12 protein-coding genes and 1 CRISPR repeat array are annotated in these 16,401 nt (G+C 43.5%); all 12 genes read left to right on the top strand.

Features of this window, described 5'->3' with window-relative positions; genetic code table 11:
* Positions 1-33 precede the first annotated feature (33 nt).
* The 12 genes from cas5c to csx19 all read left to right on the top strand — a co-directional run bounded on the left by cas5c (position 34) and on the right by csx19 (position 16,391).
* Positions 34-753: a type I-C CRISPR-associated protein Cas5c gene (gene cas5c / locus ABH897_RS00875; RefSeq protein WP_283655699.1), complete on the top strand. Its 720-nt coding sequence runs from the start codon at positions 34-36 to the stop codon at positions 751-753.
* Positions 750-2,702, top strand: a complete 1,953-nt coding sequence (gene cas8c / locus ABH897_RS00870; protein ID WP_283655700.1) for a type I-C CRISPR-associated protein Cas8c/Csd1 — start codon at positions 750-752, stop codon at positions 2,700-2,702. Before cas5c ends, cas8c begins: the two co-directional genes overlap by 4 nt.
* 64 nt (positions 2,703-2,766) lie before the next feature.
* Complete coding sequence (gene cas7c / locus ABH897_RS00865) at positions 2,767-3,642, top strand: type I-C CRISPR-associated protein Cas7/Csd2 (protein WP_283657827.1); 876 nt, start codon at positions 2,767-2,769, stop codon at positions 3,640-3,642.
* Positions 3,629-4,288 (top strand): CRISPR-associated protein Cas4, encoded by a 660-nt coding sequence (gene cas4 / locus ABH897_RS00860; RefSeq protein WP_404590973.1) that lies wholly within the window; start codon positions 3,629-3,631, stop codon positions 4,286-4,288. The genes cas7c and cas4 overlap by 14 nt, the downstream gene beginning before the upstream one ends.
* Positions 4,285-5,316 carry a type I-C CRISPR-associated endonuclease Cas1c gene (gene cas1c, locus ABH897_RS00855; RefSeq protein WP_404590971.1) on the top strand — a complete coding sequence of 344 codons (1,032 nt, stop codon included), beginning with the start codon at positions 4,285-4,287 and terminating at the stop codon, positions 5,314-5,316. The genes cas4 and cas1c overlap by 4 nt, the downstream gene beginning before the upstream one ends.
* Before the next feature lie 8 nt (positions 5,317-5,324).
* Complete coding sequence (cas2, locus tag ABH897_RS00850) at positions 5,325-5,615, top strand: CRISPR-associated endonuclease Cas2 (RefSeq protein ID WP_014281197.1); 291 nt, start codon at positions 5,325-5,327, stop codon at positions 5,613-5,615.
* Between the two features lie 181 nt (positions 5,616-5,796).
* A CRISPR array of direct repeats spans positions 5,797-7,692; the repeat unit is 33 nt; unit sequence GTCGCACTCTGTATGGAGTGCGTGGATTGAAAT.
* A gap of 578 nt (positions 7,693-8,270) precedes the next feature.
* Positions 8,271-9,173 (top strand): CRISPR system precrRNA processing endoribonuclease RAMP protein Cas6, encoded by a 903-nt coding sequence (cas6, locus tag ABH897_RS00845; protein WP_283655705.1) that lies wholly within the window; start codon positions 8,271-8,273, stop codon positions 9,171-9,173.
* Positions 9,174-9,190: 17 nt separating this feature from the next.
* Positions 9,191-10,195, top strand: a complete 1,005-nt coding sequence (locus tag ABH897_RS00840) for a DUF6602 domain-containing protein (protein ID WP_404580046.1) — start codon at positions 9,191-9,193, stop codon at positions 10,193-10,195.
* Positions 10,192-11,913, top strand: a complete 1,722-nt coding sequence (locus ABH897_RS00835; protein ID WP_404590969.1) for a Cas10/Cmr2 second palm domain-containing protein — start codon at positions 10,192-10,194, stop codon at positions 11,911-11,913. Before ABH897_RS00840 ends, ABH897_RS00835 begins: the two co-directional genes overlap by 4 nt.
* A complete protein-coding gene (locus ABH897_RS00830; RefSeq protein ID WP_404590967.1) occupies positions 11,910-14,138 on the top strand; it encodes an RAMP superfamily CRISPR-associated protein in 2,229 nt (742 codons plus the stop codon). Before ABH897_RS00835 ends, ABH897_RS00830 begins: the two co-directional genes overlap by 4 nt.
* The gene (locus ABH897_RS00825) at positions 14,131-15,690 is read left to right on the top strand and encodes an RAMP superfamily CRISPR-associated protein (RefSeq protein ID WP_283655708.1); all 1,560 of its coding nucleotides are present in this window, start codon (positions 14,131-14,133) and stop codon (positions 15,688-15,690) included. Before ABH897_RS00830 ends, ABH897_RS00825 begins: the two co-directional genes overlap by 8 nt.
* Complete coding sequence (gene csx19, locus ABH897_RS00820; protein ID WP_283655709.1) at positions 15,687-16,391, top strand: type III-D CRISPR-associated protein Csx19; 705 nt, start codon at positions 15,687-15,689, stop codon at positions 16,389-16,391. The genes ABH897_RS00825 and csx19 overlap by 4 nt, the downstream gene beginning before the upstream one ends.
* Positions 16,392-16,401: the final 10 nt, after the last annotated feature.

Genomic DNA, 16,401 nt, shown 5'->3' with positions numbered 1-16,401 from the left:
GATAAAAAGACCTAGAAAGGAGGAAGATTCCAGTTGAGAAACGCAATCGAATTTAGAGTGTATGGAGATTATGCACTGTTCACTGACCCGCTAACCAAGCTGGGTGGTGAGAAACTAACCTACAGTGTCCCCACCTATCAGGCATTAAAAGGGATCGTAGAAAGTATTTATTGGAAGCCTACCATTACGATGGTAATAGACAAGGTTCGTGTCCTAAATGCTATACGAATGGAATCGAAGGGGATTCGGCCCATTGAATATAGCGGCGGTAATACGCTTGCTAATTATACCTATCTCAAAGACCCTTGCTATGAGGTTCAGGCTCATTTTATTTTTAATCCGCATCGTCCCGAGATGGAATATGATCGTAATGAGAATAAACATCATAACATTCTTAAACGCTCGCTGCTTGCGGGTGGACGCCGAGATATTTTTCTGGGTACACGTGAATGTCAGGCTTATATAGAGCCATGTGTTTTTGGTGAGGCACCCGGGTTCTATGATAACTATGGCGACATTCATTTGGGAAACATGGTACATGGGATTAACTACCCGGATGAGACAGGCAGGAATCAGTTGGAGGTACGCTTGTGGGAGCCTGTGATGAAGGATGGAGTCATAGAATTTATTAAACCAGAGGAATGCACCAAGGTTCGCGTCATAGCAGAGATGCAGCCCAAACGGTTTGATGAAAATAACGTTCAGGCCGCTGATGAGCTGCTTGCAGAGTGGGAGGGGTGGGGCATGAAATGAGCTGGCTGTTAAATCTATATGAAACATATAATTCCAACGACAAATGTGTCGGCGTGATTGAAAAAAAGTATAATGATCGCGAATACACGCTCCTACCCATCGCTCATACAACCCAAAATGCACAAATTGAAGTGGAAATTACCGAACAAGGTGATTTTCATTCAGCCAGAGTGTTGGACAAAACCGAGTTTAGTACATTAATTCCTTGTACAGAAAAGTCGGCCAGCCGGGCTGGCTCTGTCGTAGCACCTTATCCACTGCATGATAAATTAAGTTATGTAGCCGGAGATTTTGTCGCTTATGGTGGAAAGATCAAAAAAGAAGAGCCTTTTGCGGCTTATATCCAACAGTTAGAGGGTTGGGCTAATTCGGAGTTTGCTACGCCCAAGCTGAAAAGCATCTATCGTTACTTGAGCAAGCGCCGACTGATTCAAGACTTGGTAGTTGGAGAGCCTGTTTTATATCTGGATGCGGATCAGAAATTAATAACTACATGGGACAAGAAGTACGAACCTTTACATGGAGAAAAACCACGTATATTTACGGCAGTTCCCGGTGAAGTGGATAGCGTATTTATTCGTTTTAACGTGTATTCACCAGATAAAGCGTTAACTAAAGTCTGGAAGGATACAGAACTATATGATTCATTTATTGGTTACTACAGCCAGCTATTGGGCGAGGAAGACATATGTTATGTAACCGGGGAGAAGCTTCCCGGTACAGATAAACACGCGAATAAAATCAGAAATTCCGGAGATAAAGCCAAGCTGATTTCCGCCAATGATACGAGCGGCTTCACGTTCAGGGGAAGGTTTACTCACAGTCATGAAGCAGCAACCATCAGCTACGAGGTATCTCAAAAAGCTCATAATGCCTTAAAGTGGCTGATTCAACGTCAAGGAAAAATCATGGAAAATCGTGTCTTTCTCGTCTGGGGGAATGATTCCCCGGAAGTGCCATGCCTTACGGACAATGACAACATCTTTGCAATGGAATTTGGTTCTGAATCATCGCGGCCGATAACCCTCAAAGCCCATACTAACCAAGAGTTTGCTTTTGATCTGGCCAAAGCGCTATCGGGTTATCGTAATAAATTGGCTATCAAATCGGCGTCCAAAGCAAACGTCAATATTCTTGTGCTTGACTCAGCGACAACGGGACGCATGGCGGTTCTGTATTATCGAAACTTGGATAAAAAATTGTATTTTGACAAGCTAATAGACTGGCATTCTAAATGTGCCTGGCTGCACCGTTATCAAAAGGACGGGCAAGGTGATCTGCTACAATTTTGGGGAGCGCCGGCGACGAAGGACATTGCTTTTGCGGCCTACGGTTCGAAGGCGAATGACAAGCTTGTTAAAGGGCTGATGGAACGAATGCTTCCCTGTATTGTAGATGGTCGAAGAATTCCGCAGGATATTGTAAGGAGTGCTACTCACCGTGCCTCTAATCCGGTAGCTATGGATAAATGGGAATGGGAAAAGACACTGAGTATAACATGTGCATTGATTAACGAACGGGAGGGATACGATGTGGCATTAGATAAAGAAAATACGGATCGCAGTTATTTATTTGGCAGATTGTTGGCGATAGCTGATGTGATGGAACGAAACGCATTAGACAAGGATGAGAAGCGATCTACGAATGCAATTCGATATATGAGTGTATTTTCACAGCATCCGGAAAGAACCTGGAGAACCATTCAGAATGCTTTGCAGCCGTATCAAGCCAAATTCGGCAAACAACTAAACTATTATTCCAGTATGATTGATGAGGTTGCTTCACAAATCCCGTTTGATGAATTTAATAACGAGCCGCTGACCGGGAAATATTTGCTTGGATTCTACAGCCAGCGCTACAAGCTCTATCAGAAGACGGAGAAAAAGCAGGATGAGGGTAATCATGCAGGAGATGAAGACCATAAGGAAGACAGTAGCTCAGGTATGTGAATGAATAGCAGTAATCATAGCAATCGTTATAAATACAGAGCAACATTAAAAGGAGAATCCTAACATGTCTATTTTGGATCATAAAATTGATTTTGCGGTTGTAATGTCTGTCACAAAAGCCAATCCCAATGGCGATCCGTTGAATGGCAATCGCCCACGGCAAAATTACGATGGTTATGGCGAAATTTCAGATGTGGCTCTGAAACGGAAAATAAGAAATCGTCTGCAAGATATGGGCGAGTCTATTTTTGTTCAATCGAATGATCGGAAGTCAGATGCTTTTCATAGTTTAAGAGAACGTGCAGATGCCAACCCTGAATTGGAAAAATTCTTTAAGGGCAAGGAAAGCTCAAGTGATGAATTTGCTAGAATTGCTTGTCAGGAATGGATAGATGTTCGTAGCTTCGGTCAAGTGTTTGCGTTCAAGGCGGCAAGTAAGGGAGCAGGAGTGTCTGTTGGGGTAAGAGGGCCTGTATCTATACATACAGCAACCAGTATAGATCCTATTGATATTACAAGTATGCAAATTACCAAAAGTGTAAACTCCGAACCCGGCAAAGAAAGAGGCTCCGATACGATGGGGATGAAGCATCGGGTGGATTTTGGTGTGTACGTTTTTAAGGGAAGCATCAATACACAGCTAGCTGAAAAAACAGGATTTACACACGAAGACGCGGCGAAGATCAGGGAAGCGCTGATTAGCTTGTTTGAAAATGACGTATCATCGGCCCGTCCTGACGGCAGTATGGAGGTTCATAAGGTCTATTGGTGGGAGCATCCTTCCAAGCTTGGAAAATACTCATCTGCTAAAGTACATCGTTCTTTGGAAGTGAAACCGAAAGAAGATGTAAGTGCAATCGACAAATCTTTTGACACCCATTATGAATGTATAGTAACACCGCTCGAAGGCTTAGAGGTCCAAGAGTATGCAGGGTTATAACGAAGAAGATTATTTGCTATTATCCGGTATACAGCATTTTAATTTTTGTAGAAGACAGTGGGCGCTTATTCACATTGAGCAGCAATGGGAAGAAAACGTGCGGACGATTGAGGGGGATCATTTACACCGAAAAGCCGATCAGCCCATGATTCGTGAAAAAAGAGGGGATAAGCTCGTCGTACGGGCGCTACCTATACACTCCAGAGAGCTTGGTATTACTGGAATCTGTGACGTGGTAGAGTTTATACGCGATCCTCATGGGGTTCCGCTGGCAGGGGAGGAAGGTACATACCTTCCTTTTCCTGTTGAGTACAAGCGCGGCAAACCCAAACGCAATGATTCAGATCATTCTCAGCTAGTCGCGCAAGTGATGTGTCTTGAAGAAATGCTCGTGTGTGATATTGCAAAAGGTTACTTTTATTACGATGAGATCAAGCATCGAGTAGAGGTTATGATCACTGCTGCTGACCGTGAACGTGTGCGAACAAGCTTGCAGGAAATGCGGCATTATTTTGAGCGAAACCATACACCTAAAGCCAAAGCAGGGCCACATTGCCAAAGCTGCTCGCTTCAGCACATATGTGTGCCGGAAATTTTGAATAAAAGGTCTGTTTCCAGTTTCATTGAAAGCAGGATAGCTGAATGAAAAAATTACTAAATACGTTGTTTGTTACCTTGCCGGATACGTACTTGTCACTGGATGGGGAAAATATCGTTATCAAACAAGAAGAGGCCATTCTTGCACGCTACCCTTTGCATAACCTGGAAGCTGTATGTACTTTTGGCTATGCAGGGATAAGTCCGGGTCTGATGGGTGCTTGTGCATCACGCAATATAGATTTAACCTTTATGACGCGAACTGGACGTTTCCTGGCACGTGTGATCGGAGAGAGTCGTGGAAATGTGGTACTCCGAAAAGAACAGTATCGGATTTCCGATGATGACAAAAGAAGTGCTCTTGTAGCCAGAAATATGATTATAGGCAAGATATATAATAATAAATGGATTTTGGAGCGAGCGACAAGGGACTATCCCCTACGTATTGACGCTGATCGAATGAAAAAGGTGACTGCTTCTTTAGCAGGGGCCATGCAGCAAGTCCGTGAAGTGGAGGATCTGGACATTTTGCGTGGTTTGGAGGGTGCGGCGGCTGTACAGTACAATTCGGTTTTTGATGAACTGATTTTGCAGCAAAAGAAGGATTTTTACTTCCATGGACGCAATAAACGCCCGCCGTTGGATAATGTCAATGCTTTATTATCTTTTGCCTACACACTTCTGTCCAACGATATGAAATCTGCACTGGAAGCTGTCGGTTTGGATGCTTATGTAGGTTTTCTGCATAGAGATCGTCCGGGGCGAGCTTCATTGGCACTGGATGTTATGGAAGAGCTTCGTGGAGTATATGCAGATCGTTTTGTCCTTACATTGATTAACAAAAAGTTGATTCATGGCAAAGGATTTTACAGGAAAGAAAATGGCGCTGTGATTATGGACGATGACACGAGAAAGATAGTATTGAAGGCATGGCAGGAACGCAAACAGGAAAAGATTATTCATCCTTATTTGAATGAGAAAATGTCTTGGGGGCTTGTGCCCTATTCACAGGCTTTGCTCTTGGCTAGACATATTCGGGGAGATCTGGACGAGTACCCTCCATTTTTGTGGAAGTAGGTGTGATCTTGTTAATTCTAATTACGTATGATGTAAGCACAGTAGACAGGGAAGGCAGAAAAAGATTGGCCAAGGTTGCAAAAAAGTGTGTAGATCACGGACAAAGGGTACAAAATTCCGTGTTTGAGTGCATTTTGGATTCGACCCAGTTTCGCCGTTTGAAGTATGAATTAGAAGAATTGATAGACAAAAAAGAAGACAGCCTGCGTTTCTACAATTTAGGAGATAACTATAAAAAGAAGGTAGAGCATATGGGTGCAAAAGAAGCTTACGATATGGAAAGCCCGCTGATTCTGTAAGGTGCGAATGTGAAGCTCACATAAAAACCCCGGATCCTTCGCACCTCGAAATTTGTCGAAAAGGATTAGAATCCACTTTCTATAATAGAAGTCAAGGGTGGATTCAAACTTTTTTAGCATCGTTTTTTGCGAAAATGTATGGAATTGATATCATAAGGGTATCAATTTCTGTATTTTCGCTGTCGCACTCTGTATGGAGTGCGTGGATTGAAATAGACCATCAGGAACGTCCATCAAAAGCATCCTGATGCGTCGCACTCTGTATGGAGTGCGTGGATTGAAATCCTGTTCAGCCATCCCAATCAGCCGAACGGGAGCAACGTCGCACTCTGTATGGAGTGCGTGGATTGAAATTCACCTACATATTCCCCGTTCTTAACTATGTTGTTTAAGTCGCACTCTGTATGGAGTGCGTGGATTGAAATTTATGAATTTCCCCGAGCTGTGGTAATGTGTGCGTCGCACTCTGTATGGAGTGCGTGGATTGAAATCGTCCTCAAAATAAATACCGCGTTGGGACTGATCGGGTCGCACTCTGTATGGAGTGCGTGGATTGAAATATGAACTGGACAAGACCAAAAAGTCAGAGCATGGAGGTCGCACTCTGTATGGAGTGCGTGGATTGAAATTACAACAACAGGTATTTATGTAAGTCGGCAGCCTTCAAGTCGCACTCTGTATGGAGTGCGTGGATTGAAATATGTTTAATAAATCCAATCTCATAAACACCCTCCCGTCGCACTCTGTATGGAGTGCGTGGATTGAAATCATCCAGAAGACCGGGAGGGCAAACGCACAGCATGGTCGCACTCTGTATGGAGTGCGTGGATTGAAATTTCAAGGCAAAAAAGAGGTCATTATGACAGCTCGGTCGCACTCTGTATGGAGTGCGTGGATTGAAATATTCAGAACCATGAGGTTGTATCCGCCAATCCCAAGTCGCACTCTGTATGGAGTGCGTGGATTGAAATTGTTTTAGCTGCCCCAGGTATTGAAGATTTAAAACAAGTCGCACTCTGTATGGAGTGCGTGGATTGAAATATTAATCAACTCATCGGAATCTTTGTACCCATCGTCGCACTCTGTATGGAGTGCGTGGATTGAAATCGCAGTGACGACAATAATGCAGGAGGTGACTACTTAGGTCGCACTCTGTATGGAGTGCGTGGATTGAAATATGGAGAAGTAAGGAGGAACAACAATGACAGATAAAGTCGCACTCTGTATGGAGTGCGTGGATTGAAATCAAATGATTGCATCCTTCAAGTATTTACTTAAATCATCGTCGCACTCTGTATGGAGTGCGTGGATTGAAATATGACGATTTGCGTAGGCAATGGTGCTTGCAGTCTTAAATGTCGCACTCTGTATGGAGTGCGTGGATTGAAATTTTAATTATGTAATAATCATAAAGTTCGTGCATCGTCGCACTCTGTATGGAGTGCGTGGATTGAAATCCATTGGGCTATATCGGCCACCAGGCGAATGAAAGTCGCACTCTGTATGGAGTGCGTGGATTGAAATTCTCATTCTCAGATCAACCCAATGCTTGCAATGAGGGTCGCACTCTGTATGGAGTGCGTGGATTGAAATAAAAATACGCGAATACTGGTTTTCCGGGGTGCTAATGTCGCACTCTGTATGGAGTGCGTGGATTGAAATCCTTCCCTGATCCAGTAGACAAGCAAATTATGCTTGGTCGCACTCTGTATGGAGTGCGTGGATTGAAATTGCTAAACACTTCCGCACCCATATATCCTCGTCAACGTCGCACTCTGTATGGAGTGCGTGGATTGAAATTACGCTTACGGCCCAGGTGAAAAATGTTGGCCAATTCGTCGCACTCTGTATGGAGTGCGTGGATTGAAATGACTCACCTCACTTAAATAAAATAAGAGCAATTATGAGTCGCACTCTGTATGGAGTGCGTGGATTGAAATAAATCAATAGACCGAGCAAACGCCGATCCAGCAGGGGTCGCACTCTGTATGGAGTGCGTGGATTGAAATACGGCAGCAGATGTGCCGTTCCCAGTTTCATGCATGTCGCACTCTGTATGGAGTGCGTGGATTGAAATTACTGTCAGTTCAGCATTGGTATAATCAGTGTAGTGTCTCAAGTATTGACATGAACATATCGTGTGGTACCTTACGCTATTTCACAGGCTGTCGATTGTGGAACCAATTTTTTCATAATAAACATAGTGATTTATCTTGCCACGATGAAGTCCAAGCATTAGTAGAGAAATTATAAGAATTATATGAAGAGCTCATTCGAGACTGTACGAAAATACGGTTGGAATGGGCTTTTTATGATTGATGAAAATCTAGTAAATATGAAAATGTAGAATTACGAAGAATAATATGTCTATTATTGTCTTTTGAAGGTATAATATTTCATATTACTGGTACTTTAGGCTTGTATATTCATCTAATAGGATTTGTATGGAACTAGGTTTGAAGTCGTATTTCTTAGTGGGATATTATTTGTTGAAGAAGCAAGGGTAGGAGAACAAATCTACTAAGTCTATGAGCCAGCTCCTAATGCTGCTTAATAATCCCATGTTATTCTCTCACTATGCTTATGCAGAGGCATTTCAAGGGATCAAAAGGGTACGAAGAATTTCTCTGAAAAAAATACAGTTGGGAGATCAACATGTTTGAACACATCAATACTTTAACACTTCGAGTGGTTTTTACCGCTGAGGGCAAAGGAGAATTACCTCTCTACCTGGGTTCTACGTTACGTGGGATTATGGGTCATTGTATCCGGGAATTTGTGTGCACGCGACCTAATGTACAATGTCATAAATGTGAACTGTCGCCAGACTGTGCTTATGCTAAAAACTTTTGTTCACCAGGAAATGAAGCAGGTGCTGTAAATCCTTATGTGATTCACTCACTTACCAGAGACAAGCTACGATGGGAACCACAGGATGAGTGCCAATTCGATATCACGCTAATTGGTGATGCAACGGAACATGCAGGTCTTTTTATTGATGCACTACTAGAAATGGAAAATAAAGGTTGGGGATCGGCTAGACTACCCTTTCGACTTCAGCAGATCATAGACCCTGAACGTCAGGCTCTGATTTGGAGTTCAAGTAAATTATGGATGAGGAATTGTCTACCACGTCCACTAAGTTGTGAGCAACGTCGTGCTCATACTGCCGTCGTCCGCTTTGATAGCCCGGTTCGCATATTGGTAAGTAAGCAATTGCGCAGGCAATTAACTTTTGCGGAGATGATTCATTCTCTTACGCGGAGGATTGCGTTGCTTTCGCACGCCTATACAGGTCACATCCTGCAATGGGATGAGCAGGCGATGTTGAATGAAGCGAACAAAATTAGAACCGTTGCAGCAGATTGGAAACAGGTGGATTTTGAACGTTATTCTATGACCAGAGGGGGAAAACTGCCTCTTCCAGCCATCAAAGGCTGGGCGCAGTACGAGGGGGATTTAACACCTTTTACACCAATTCTTAAAGCTGGCGAACAACTTCATATTGGGAAAAACGCCACGATTGGATTCGGGCACTATCAGGTGAATTATAATTAGGAAGAGGGAAGCTGAAAATGAGTAAGCTAACACAAACAACAGATCAAAAAGATTCAACTGAATCGCATGTATCACCTGTAGAAACAATTCAAGCTATTACAGAAAATTATACTGATCAGGAGGCAGCGATTGTTAGACAATTAAAGCTCAAAATCCCTAATCATAATCTAACCACTGGGACTACTCGTGAACTAGTATGGGGCGAATTGTTTAGATCTATGATCCCCAAAAAGTTTTGTATTGACCAGGGTGTGTTTATTATTGATTCATTTGGCAACATTTCGGCGGAAGTAGATTTAGCTATTTTTGATGAACAGTACACCCCGTATATTTTTTGTTTTGGAAATATAAAGTTTATCCCCATTGAGGCAGTTGCGGTAGCAATTCAATGTAAGAGTAAATCTACTAGCAATGCTAGTGACTGGGCAGGGACGATAAAGCCACTGAAAACATCCCTTGACTCTGTCTATCGCATAATCGGTGGCTTGTGTGACAATGGACTGGAGCAATCAACACCACCTAAGGGGCAGACCTCGACACGCCCAATCCTGATTCTCTGTACATCTGTAGAAGGTGCAAATATTACTAAAGCTACTTATGAGAAATTTGACATCGTGTTAAATGTGGGTGAGAAGAATGCCCTACAAAAAACAATAAAAAACGAAGATAAAGACTACAGCGAGTGGTATAAAGATTTGAATCATTACGGTCTTGATCGCTATGGGGAAGTGGATGAGGAAAAATATAAAAAACTTGTGAATGAGAACGCGATCAAGCCGATGGGCAAGAAATTATCCTCATTAAAAGTGAGTGACACTGATGAAAAAGTAGAAAACGTTCTTCTGTCTCTAACCTTCCAGCTGAACCAACTACTTATGTTGATCAACAATCCCATCCCGTTTCCACATCAAGCTTATGCGACAATGTTCAACGAAAACTATGCCAAGTACAAAAAAATAGTACAGGAAAAAGAACAAAAGAAGGAACAAAAAAATAAAGAAAAGGGTGAAACGAAACGATGACAGCCTCCACACAAGGACTGCTTGCGATCTATGACATCAGTGGTATTCAGGAATATATTTTTGCCTCCAATCGACTGCGCGAGAATGTTGGGGCATCTCGTATTGTAGGGGAAATCCTGAAAAATGACTTGCCGGAAGTCATGCAAGCTGTTGCTGACCAAACCCAAGCCCAAGTGAAACTCGAATGGTATCAGAGGGTAGGAGAAAGTAAACGAGAAGCCGAGGAATCTTTTGATATTGCACATAAGGATTCTATATTAGCGGCTGAAATTGTATATATCGGTGGGGGGAGTGCCATTGTTGCATACAGAGATCGGAATTACTTTCAACAGGTGAATATTGAGTTTGCGAAGCGGATCATTGAGACAACATACACACTTTCCATGGCAGTGGCGCATATCGAGACTAACTTTGGTAAATCTGATCAGTTCGGTACTGACCGAATGCGACTGGAGGGGGAGTTGGAGCGGGTTAAAGCGGGTATGCTGCGTCAACGTCCGGCGGGTGCTTTTCCCATATCCGAGCAAGAGAGCTTTGGCGGATTACCGGTCACCTCTCATGACAGGAAGAGCGGAGAAGGGATTTCGACAGTCCAGACTCTAAAACGTCAGGCGGCGGATGATGAACGTCTAAAAGTGGGTGAAGCTAGCAGCCACTTCAATGAAATATTCCCTTTGCCTAAAGAATTGAAGGGTTTGAAGTGGGGTTTTGAAATGAAAGATATGGTTCGCTCAACTGGAGAGGATGGTTATGTAGCCGTTGTACATATTGATGGTAATGGGATGGGGCAGCAGCTTAAGAATAAGATGGAAGTATTGCAAAATGATAATGTTTCGTATGCACAAGCTGTTGTAGAAATGAGGAAACTTTCGTTGGAGATATCCGAGGGGTACCGTGAGAATTTCTACCGAGTCATCAAACATATTGCATGTGTTGATTCAATCTTAAAGGAAAATATGTTACCCATTCGACCCTTGATTATGGATGGTGACGATTTAACATTTATTTGCCGAGCTGATTTGGCGGTTCCGATGGCGGCGGCGTTTCTACAGGATTTGGAATCAACGAAGCTTAAGTTGGATAAACAAGATAAACGCATTTCGTTGTCTGCCTGTGCTGGAATTGCGATAGTACATAGTCACTTTCCGTTCAGCATTGCCTATGATATTGCCGAAGAATGCTGTAAAGAAGCAAAAAAGAAGAGACACAAAGAGAAGGACTGTCACCGGGAAAGTGATAGCTATTTGGACTTTCATTTGGTTCGGGGAAGCTATGTACAACAGTTGAAGGACATTCGTAACAATCTCACCTTTAAAAAAGATGAACAGTACGGTCGCCCGTATCTCGTGTCGGCTCCAAAATTATCAACAGATCCAATGGCAGCCGATTCATTTAACTTGCTGCATACATGCTTGGAACATATTCAGGGGCATAGCGATCAGGAGAGTACTTGGCCGAGTACGTGGTTGAACAGACTCTATCGTGAGTATCTTGCTAATGGGGAGAAACTGGATATTTTAATCGACGAATTGCGTTCTCGAAACCTGCATCTTAAGCAGCTTTATCAAACTAAGGAGCAAAATAATGTTGGGCAATTGGACTATGCTGAAGAGAAACTGTCTGACCACCCACATGCGACTATTTTTGATGCACTTGAGTTGATAGATTTGTATAAGTCAGCGGTGTTTAGTTTGGACGGAGCGGGGGAGACTCAATGATACAAGCATGGTTAGAAATTACACTTCATAGTGAATTATGTGCGGCTACAGGTGATAGTATCGCTGGGATGGTGGATACAGATATAGCGACTGAAGCGGGATTGCCTATCATTCCATCCAAGCGAATTAAAGGCTGTCTACGCGCCGTTGGGCAGAATTTGCTCGATTGGGGGATAGCTGGTTCTTCTGAGATGAACGCTCTTTTTGGAACAATTGGGCAACAGCATGGTGGATTACTACAAGTTCATGACGCTCATCTCTACGAAATCCCCGACAAAGATTCAGGAGGTAACGTCGTCCGGATTGAAGATTATGACCGATTTTTAAGTCAGGCTCAAAGTAGGTCCCAACAGGAACAGCAGAATATTCTCAATGAACTAACGGAATTACGTACTCGCACTGCAATGGACCCGATTAGCGGAACCGCACAACCCCATTCATTACGTACAATACGTGTGTTGCATAAGGGGATAGTTCTCAGAAGTCAAGTTATCATTCAAGAAAGTCTTGGTAACGGTAAAGAGAGCGACAAGAAAAATCGGTCGAATAAAACTAAAAACTATGTAAAATTACTAACAGATTGTGTCAATGGCTTACGTGGAATAGGGCTAGGGAATACAAGAGGGCTAGGTGAGGTCAGTTGTCAGCTAATCTGGATCAATGAATCAGAGGATGAGATGCAACAAGAACAGCAAATAACCCCCATTCTTTCCGGTCCTCCAGAGAAAATCACGGAACTGCCGTATACATTGCACCTGGACCAGCCGGTATTAATCCCTGGTCAAGGCGGGCTATATTACAGTAGTGCGAATTGCATTCCAGGCTCGGCTATGTTGGGGGCACTGGCAGGGATGTATATAAACCAGCAGGGGCTGGGTGGAAAAGCCCATACGAATGAAGATTTTGCTCGAATCTTTCTGAATGGAGGCGTGCAGTTCGGATATGCTTTTCCAACCGTAGCTGACAGAGTATTCATTCCTTGTCCAGTTAGCTGGCAAGGTGTTAAAAACGAAGAAGCAGCTTACGATAAGGCAAATATAGCGAACTGGAACTCTAGTAATGAAAATTTGAATAATATGGAGTTTAGAGGCATTAACTCCTATGTCTATCTGGATCAACTTTCAACAGAAGGAAGTTCAGAAACTACACAACTACTGAAATACGAGCCGGAAAAAGAAGTGCGTATGCATCATGCACGACCACTTGATCGGTCATATGGACATGCACTGGGTTCTGATCATGGCCCTAATATGGGGCAATTCTATCAGTATGTAGCACTGAAAAAGGATCAATCCTTCTCAGGGACGCTTCGTGGAAATATAGCAGATTTAAATAAACTATTATCATGTATTAAGCAAAACGGTAACCAGCTTCGGCTAGGGCGCTCTCGTACAGCAGAGTATGGGAATGTCACTTTTAAGGCAGATTCTGTAGCTTCACAGCCTAATCTATTGATGTCCGTGGGTGGGCAGCGGAATCCTTTGAATTGTTTTACAATTAGCCTGCTCACACCACTAGTTCTGGCTGATGCAAGTGGGCGCGTGGAGGCGAATCCTGCTTTCTTCCTGGAAGAATTGAAGACAAGGCTTGCTCTTGACATTAAGACTACAGAACTCCAACTGAAATTTGGTACAGTCTCGGGTTACAACTCGAAATGGCGTATGCCCAAACCGCAACGTCCAATGCTGGACGTCGGTTCGGTGTTCACGATCACACTGGAAGATACACTAACGGTAGGGCCTGAACAAATTGAGCAAATACGCTGGGGAGAGTTGACCGAGGAAGGCTGTGGGCAAGTTAAGGTAATAGCTGCTCCAACAGCAGCAGAAGCATGGAATGTCACTACTATTTATGCTGATGATCATCAACAAGGTGAAGGTCTTTCCATACAAGACGAGCTTCAATCAGATTCTGCGTATGAAAAGCTGGAAAAGCGAATCAGCACGTATGATCGCGATTATGCAAAAGGACGGGAATGTGCTGGAAAAGTGAAAACCGAGGGGCTTGGATTGACCAAGCTTCATCAGCTACGGGACTTATTCCAAAGCTTGACCACTAAAGAAACCTTAGAGAAAGAACTCCAAAAAATGACTGTTGAAGAAGTGAAGTCCCGGTATAAGGGGGTCGTTGAAATTTTTCAAAAAGGGAATTTGAATAGCAAAGCCTTTAAAGAGGGGTACTTTAGAACGCTGATATGGAAGGTGAGGGGAGAAAAGAATGAATAAGCAATCAAAGCCTACAGAGCATCTCAAACTAACGGGTAAGATTACCGAGCGATATTGCATCCAATTAACAGGTCGTCTGGGGTCCCCCTTACTTGCAGGCTCGGGTGATGACCGGAATACAGATAGTGACGTCATTGTCGATTATACGGGTCGTCCTTTCGTACCTGGAAGTGCATTAGCGGGCGCATTCCGTCATTTTTTGCAAGAGAATGTACAAGGGGCAGACAACAAATCTGTTGTTCAGCAGGTTCTTCATTTTCTATTCGGCGGATCTTCAGCAATATCCACTCCAACGGGTCTTACGGATGCTGGACAACAAAGCCGGTTGATCATTTATGATATGTCTTTGGAAGATGAGAGCGCAGTGATAGGAATCCGTGATGGAGTTAAGCTTGATTCCTATAAGTCAGCAGAAGATGAAGGGAAATACGAAGTACAAATGGTTGAAGCGGGCGCAGGCTTTATATTGCGATTGGAATGGCTGCGACGAGATACCGACAGCCTTCATCTTGGACAACAGTCCGGACATGTAGATATTGCTGTATCAGTGGCCAATCTTTTAATGAAATTAATAGATGGTTTGGTAAGCGGTGATCTTACAATTGGAGCCAAAGGTCGCCGGGGGTTTGGTAAATTACAGATTAACCAGGTACATATGCGCCGATTTGATTACACCGACCGAAGCCAAGCAACGAAATGGCTTGTATGGAATTGGCGACATAAGGATGCTTTTGACAAACAAACGGAAATCAAGCAGTGGCAAGCAGGTAGCAGTAAGCTTCCAGGTTTTGTACGTGTGGGAGATCACGATATTTCAAGGTACTGCAAGCTGGTGGTGCCATTGCGAATTCGTCATACCCTTATGATTCGCAGTTATTTGACAAAAGGCTTTCAGGAAAATGGGGTTCCAGTTTTTGAGCAACTTCGTAAGAGTAGCCAAGCAGGGAACGGACAGGAGAATCCAGCAGTGATCCCCGGAACCAGTTGGATGGGTGCCATCAGAGAACGCCTTAATGTTCTGCTCGAAGAAGTGGGTGTGACAGATGGGCAAATGAGACGAGGGAAGCTGGAGAAATTATTTGGGACTCGTATCGGTGCTGAAAGAAATGACAATGGTAGAACCCATTCCAACTCTCTTATCGCATCACTCATTCGAGTAGAGGAATCCGTCGTAGCGGGTGGGCACCCACTGACCATGACGAGGAACAAAATTGATCGATTCACCGGAGGAACGGTTGAAGGTGCTTTGTTCACGTCTATACCTTGGGTGGGTGGAGCTACAGAGCTAGTGCTACGTTGGGAAAGAGCAAGCTACCTGATTTCAGATGCGGCTATTTGTGGATTACTACTGTGGATTGTGCGTGACTTGGAAGAAGGCTTGCTTGCAGTCGGTGGGGAAACAGCAATTGGACGTGGATTATTTTCAAAAGATAGCACTAAACCGATTACCCTGGACGGACAGCCTTTACTAGAATCAGCATATAGCCCTTACTATCTTGCTGCCTTGAAGTGGTGTCAAGCTGAACATATAGAGCAAGGAGCGAATACATGAGTACATTAACCATCATGGAACAAAGAACCTTTGTATCTTACAAGACAGTAGAAGAAAGTAATCTTCTTGAATTGTTAAAGCAGTGGTTTGTCATGCCAAGCGATACCTCAGAAACTTATGTATATGGGGTCATGAATGATCAGGTAGCTATAGGTCGGTATTATAATCAGCAACTATGGATGGGTCATGCTCAGTCTTGGGACGTTAAGGAGTTAAAATCAATAGAAGATGTGAAGCAATTACGTGAGTTGAGAATTTTCAATGTGGATCAGGAGCTTCGAGCCCTTCGTGTGGGTCAACAATTCCGTTTGCGGTTGCTACAAGACAATCATAGTCACGCTTCTGCTTCTGACGATCAGGATGATCAAGTAAATCTATCAGATCAGGTCGAGTTATCAGGTGATTTTGAACAGTCAGGCCCACGGATTTGGAGTAGCCTCGACGAAAAACATAAACTTTGGGGTTCGGCGGATGTTTCCAAATCAAAGCTCAACGACATACAAGAACACAAATGGACACCTTTGGTTGCCGCGCGGGGAACCAGGCTGTATTTTCCAGGAGAACTTAAGCAAGGTGCACAAAAAGCAGTTCAGATTCGGAATTACATTGATTTTAATCCGGTTGCTAATAAGCTTGGAGCCTATACGCCAATTTATCGGTTCGTAGATGAACGTTTTGTTGATTTCGTTGATTGTGATTGAGAGGAGAGAA

Source organism: Paenibacillus sp. RC73, from assembly GCF_044908085.1.
Lineage (GTDB): Bacteria > Bacillota > Bacilli > Paenibacillales > Paenibacillaceae > Paenibacillus > Paenibacillus terrae_A.
The sequence above is the reverse complement of the archived record's forward strand: the minus strand, read 5'-3'. Positions and strand labels throughout refer to the sequence as shown.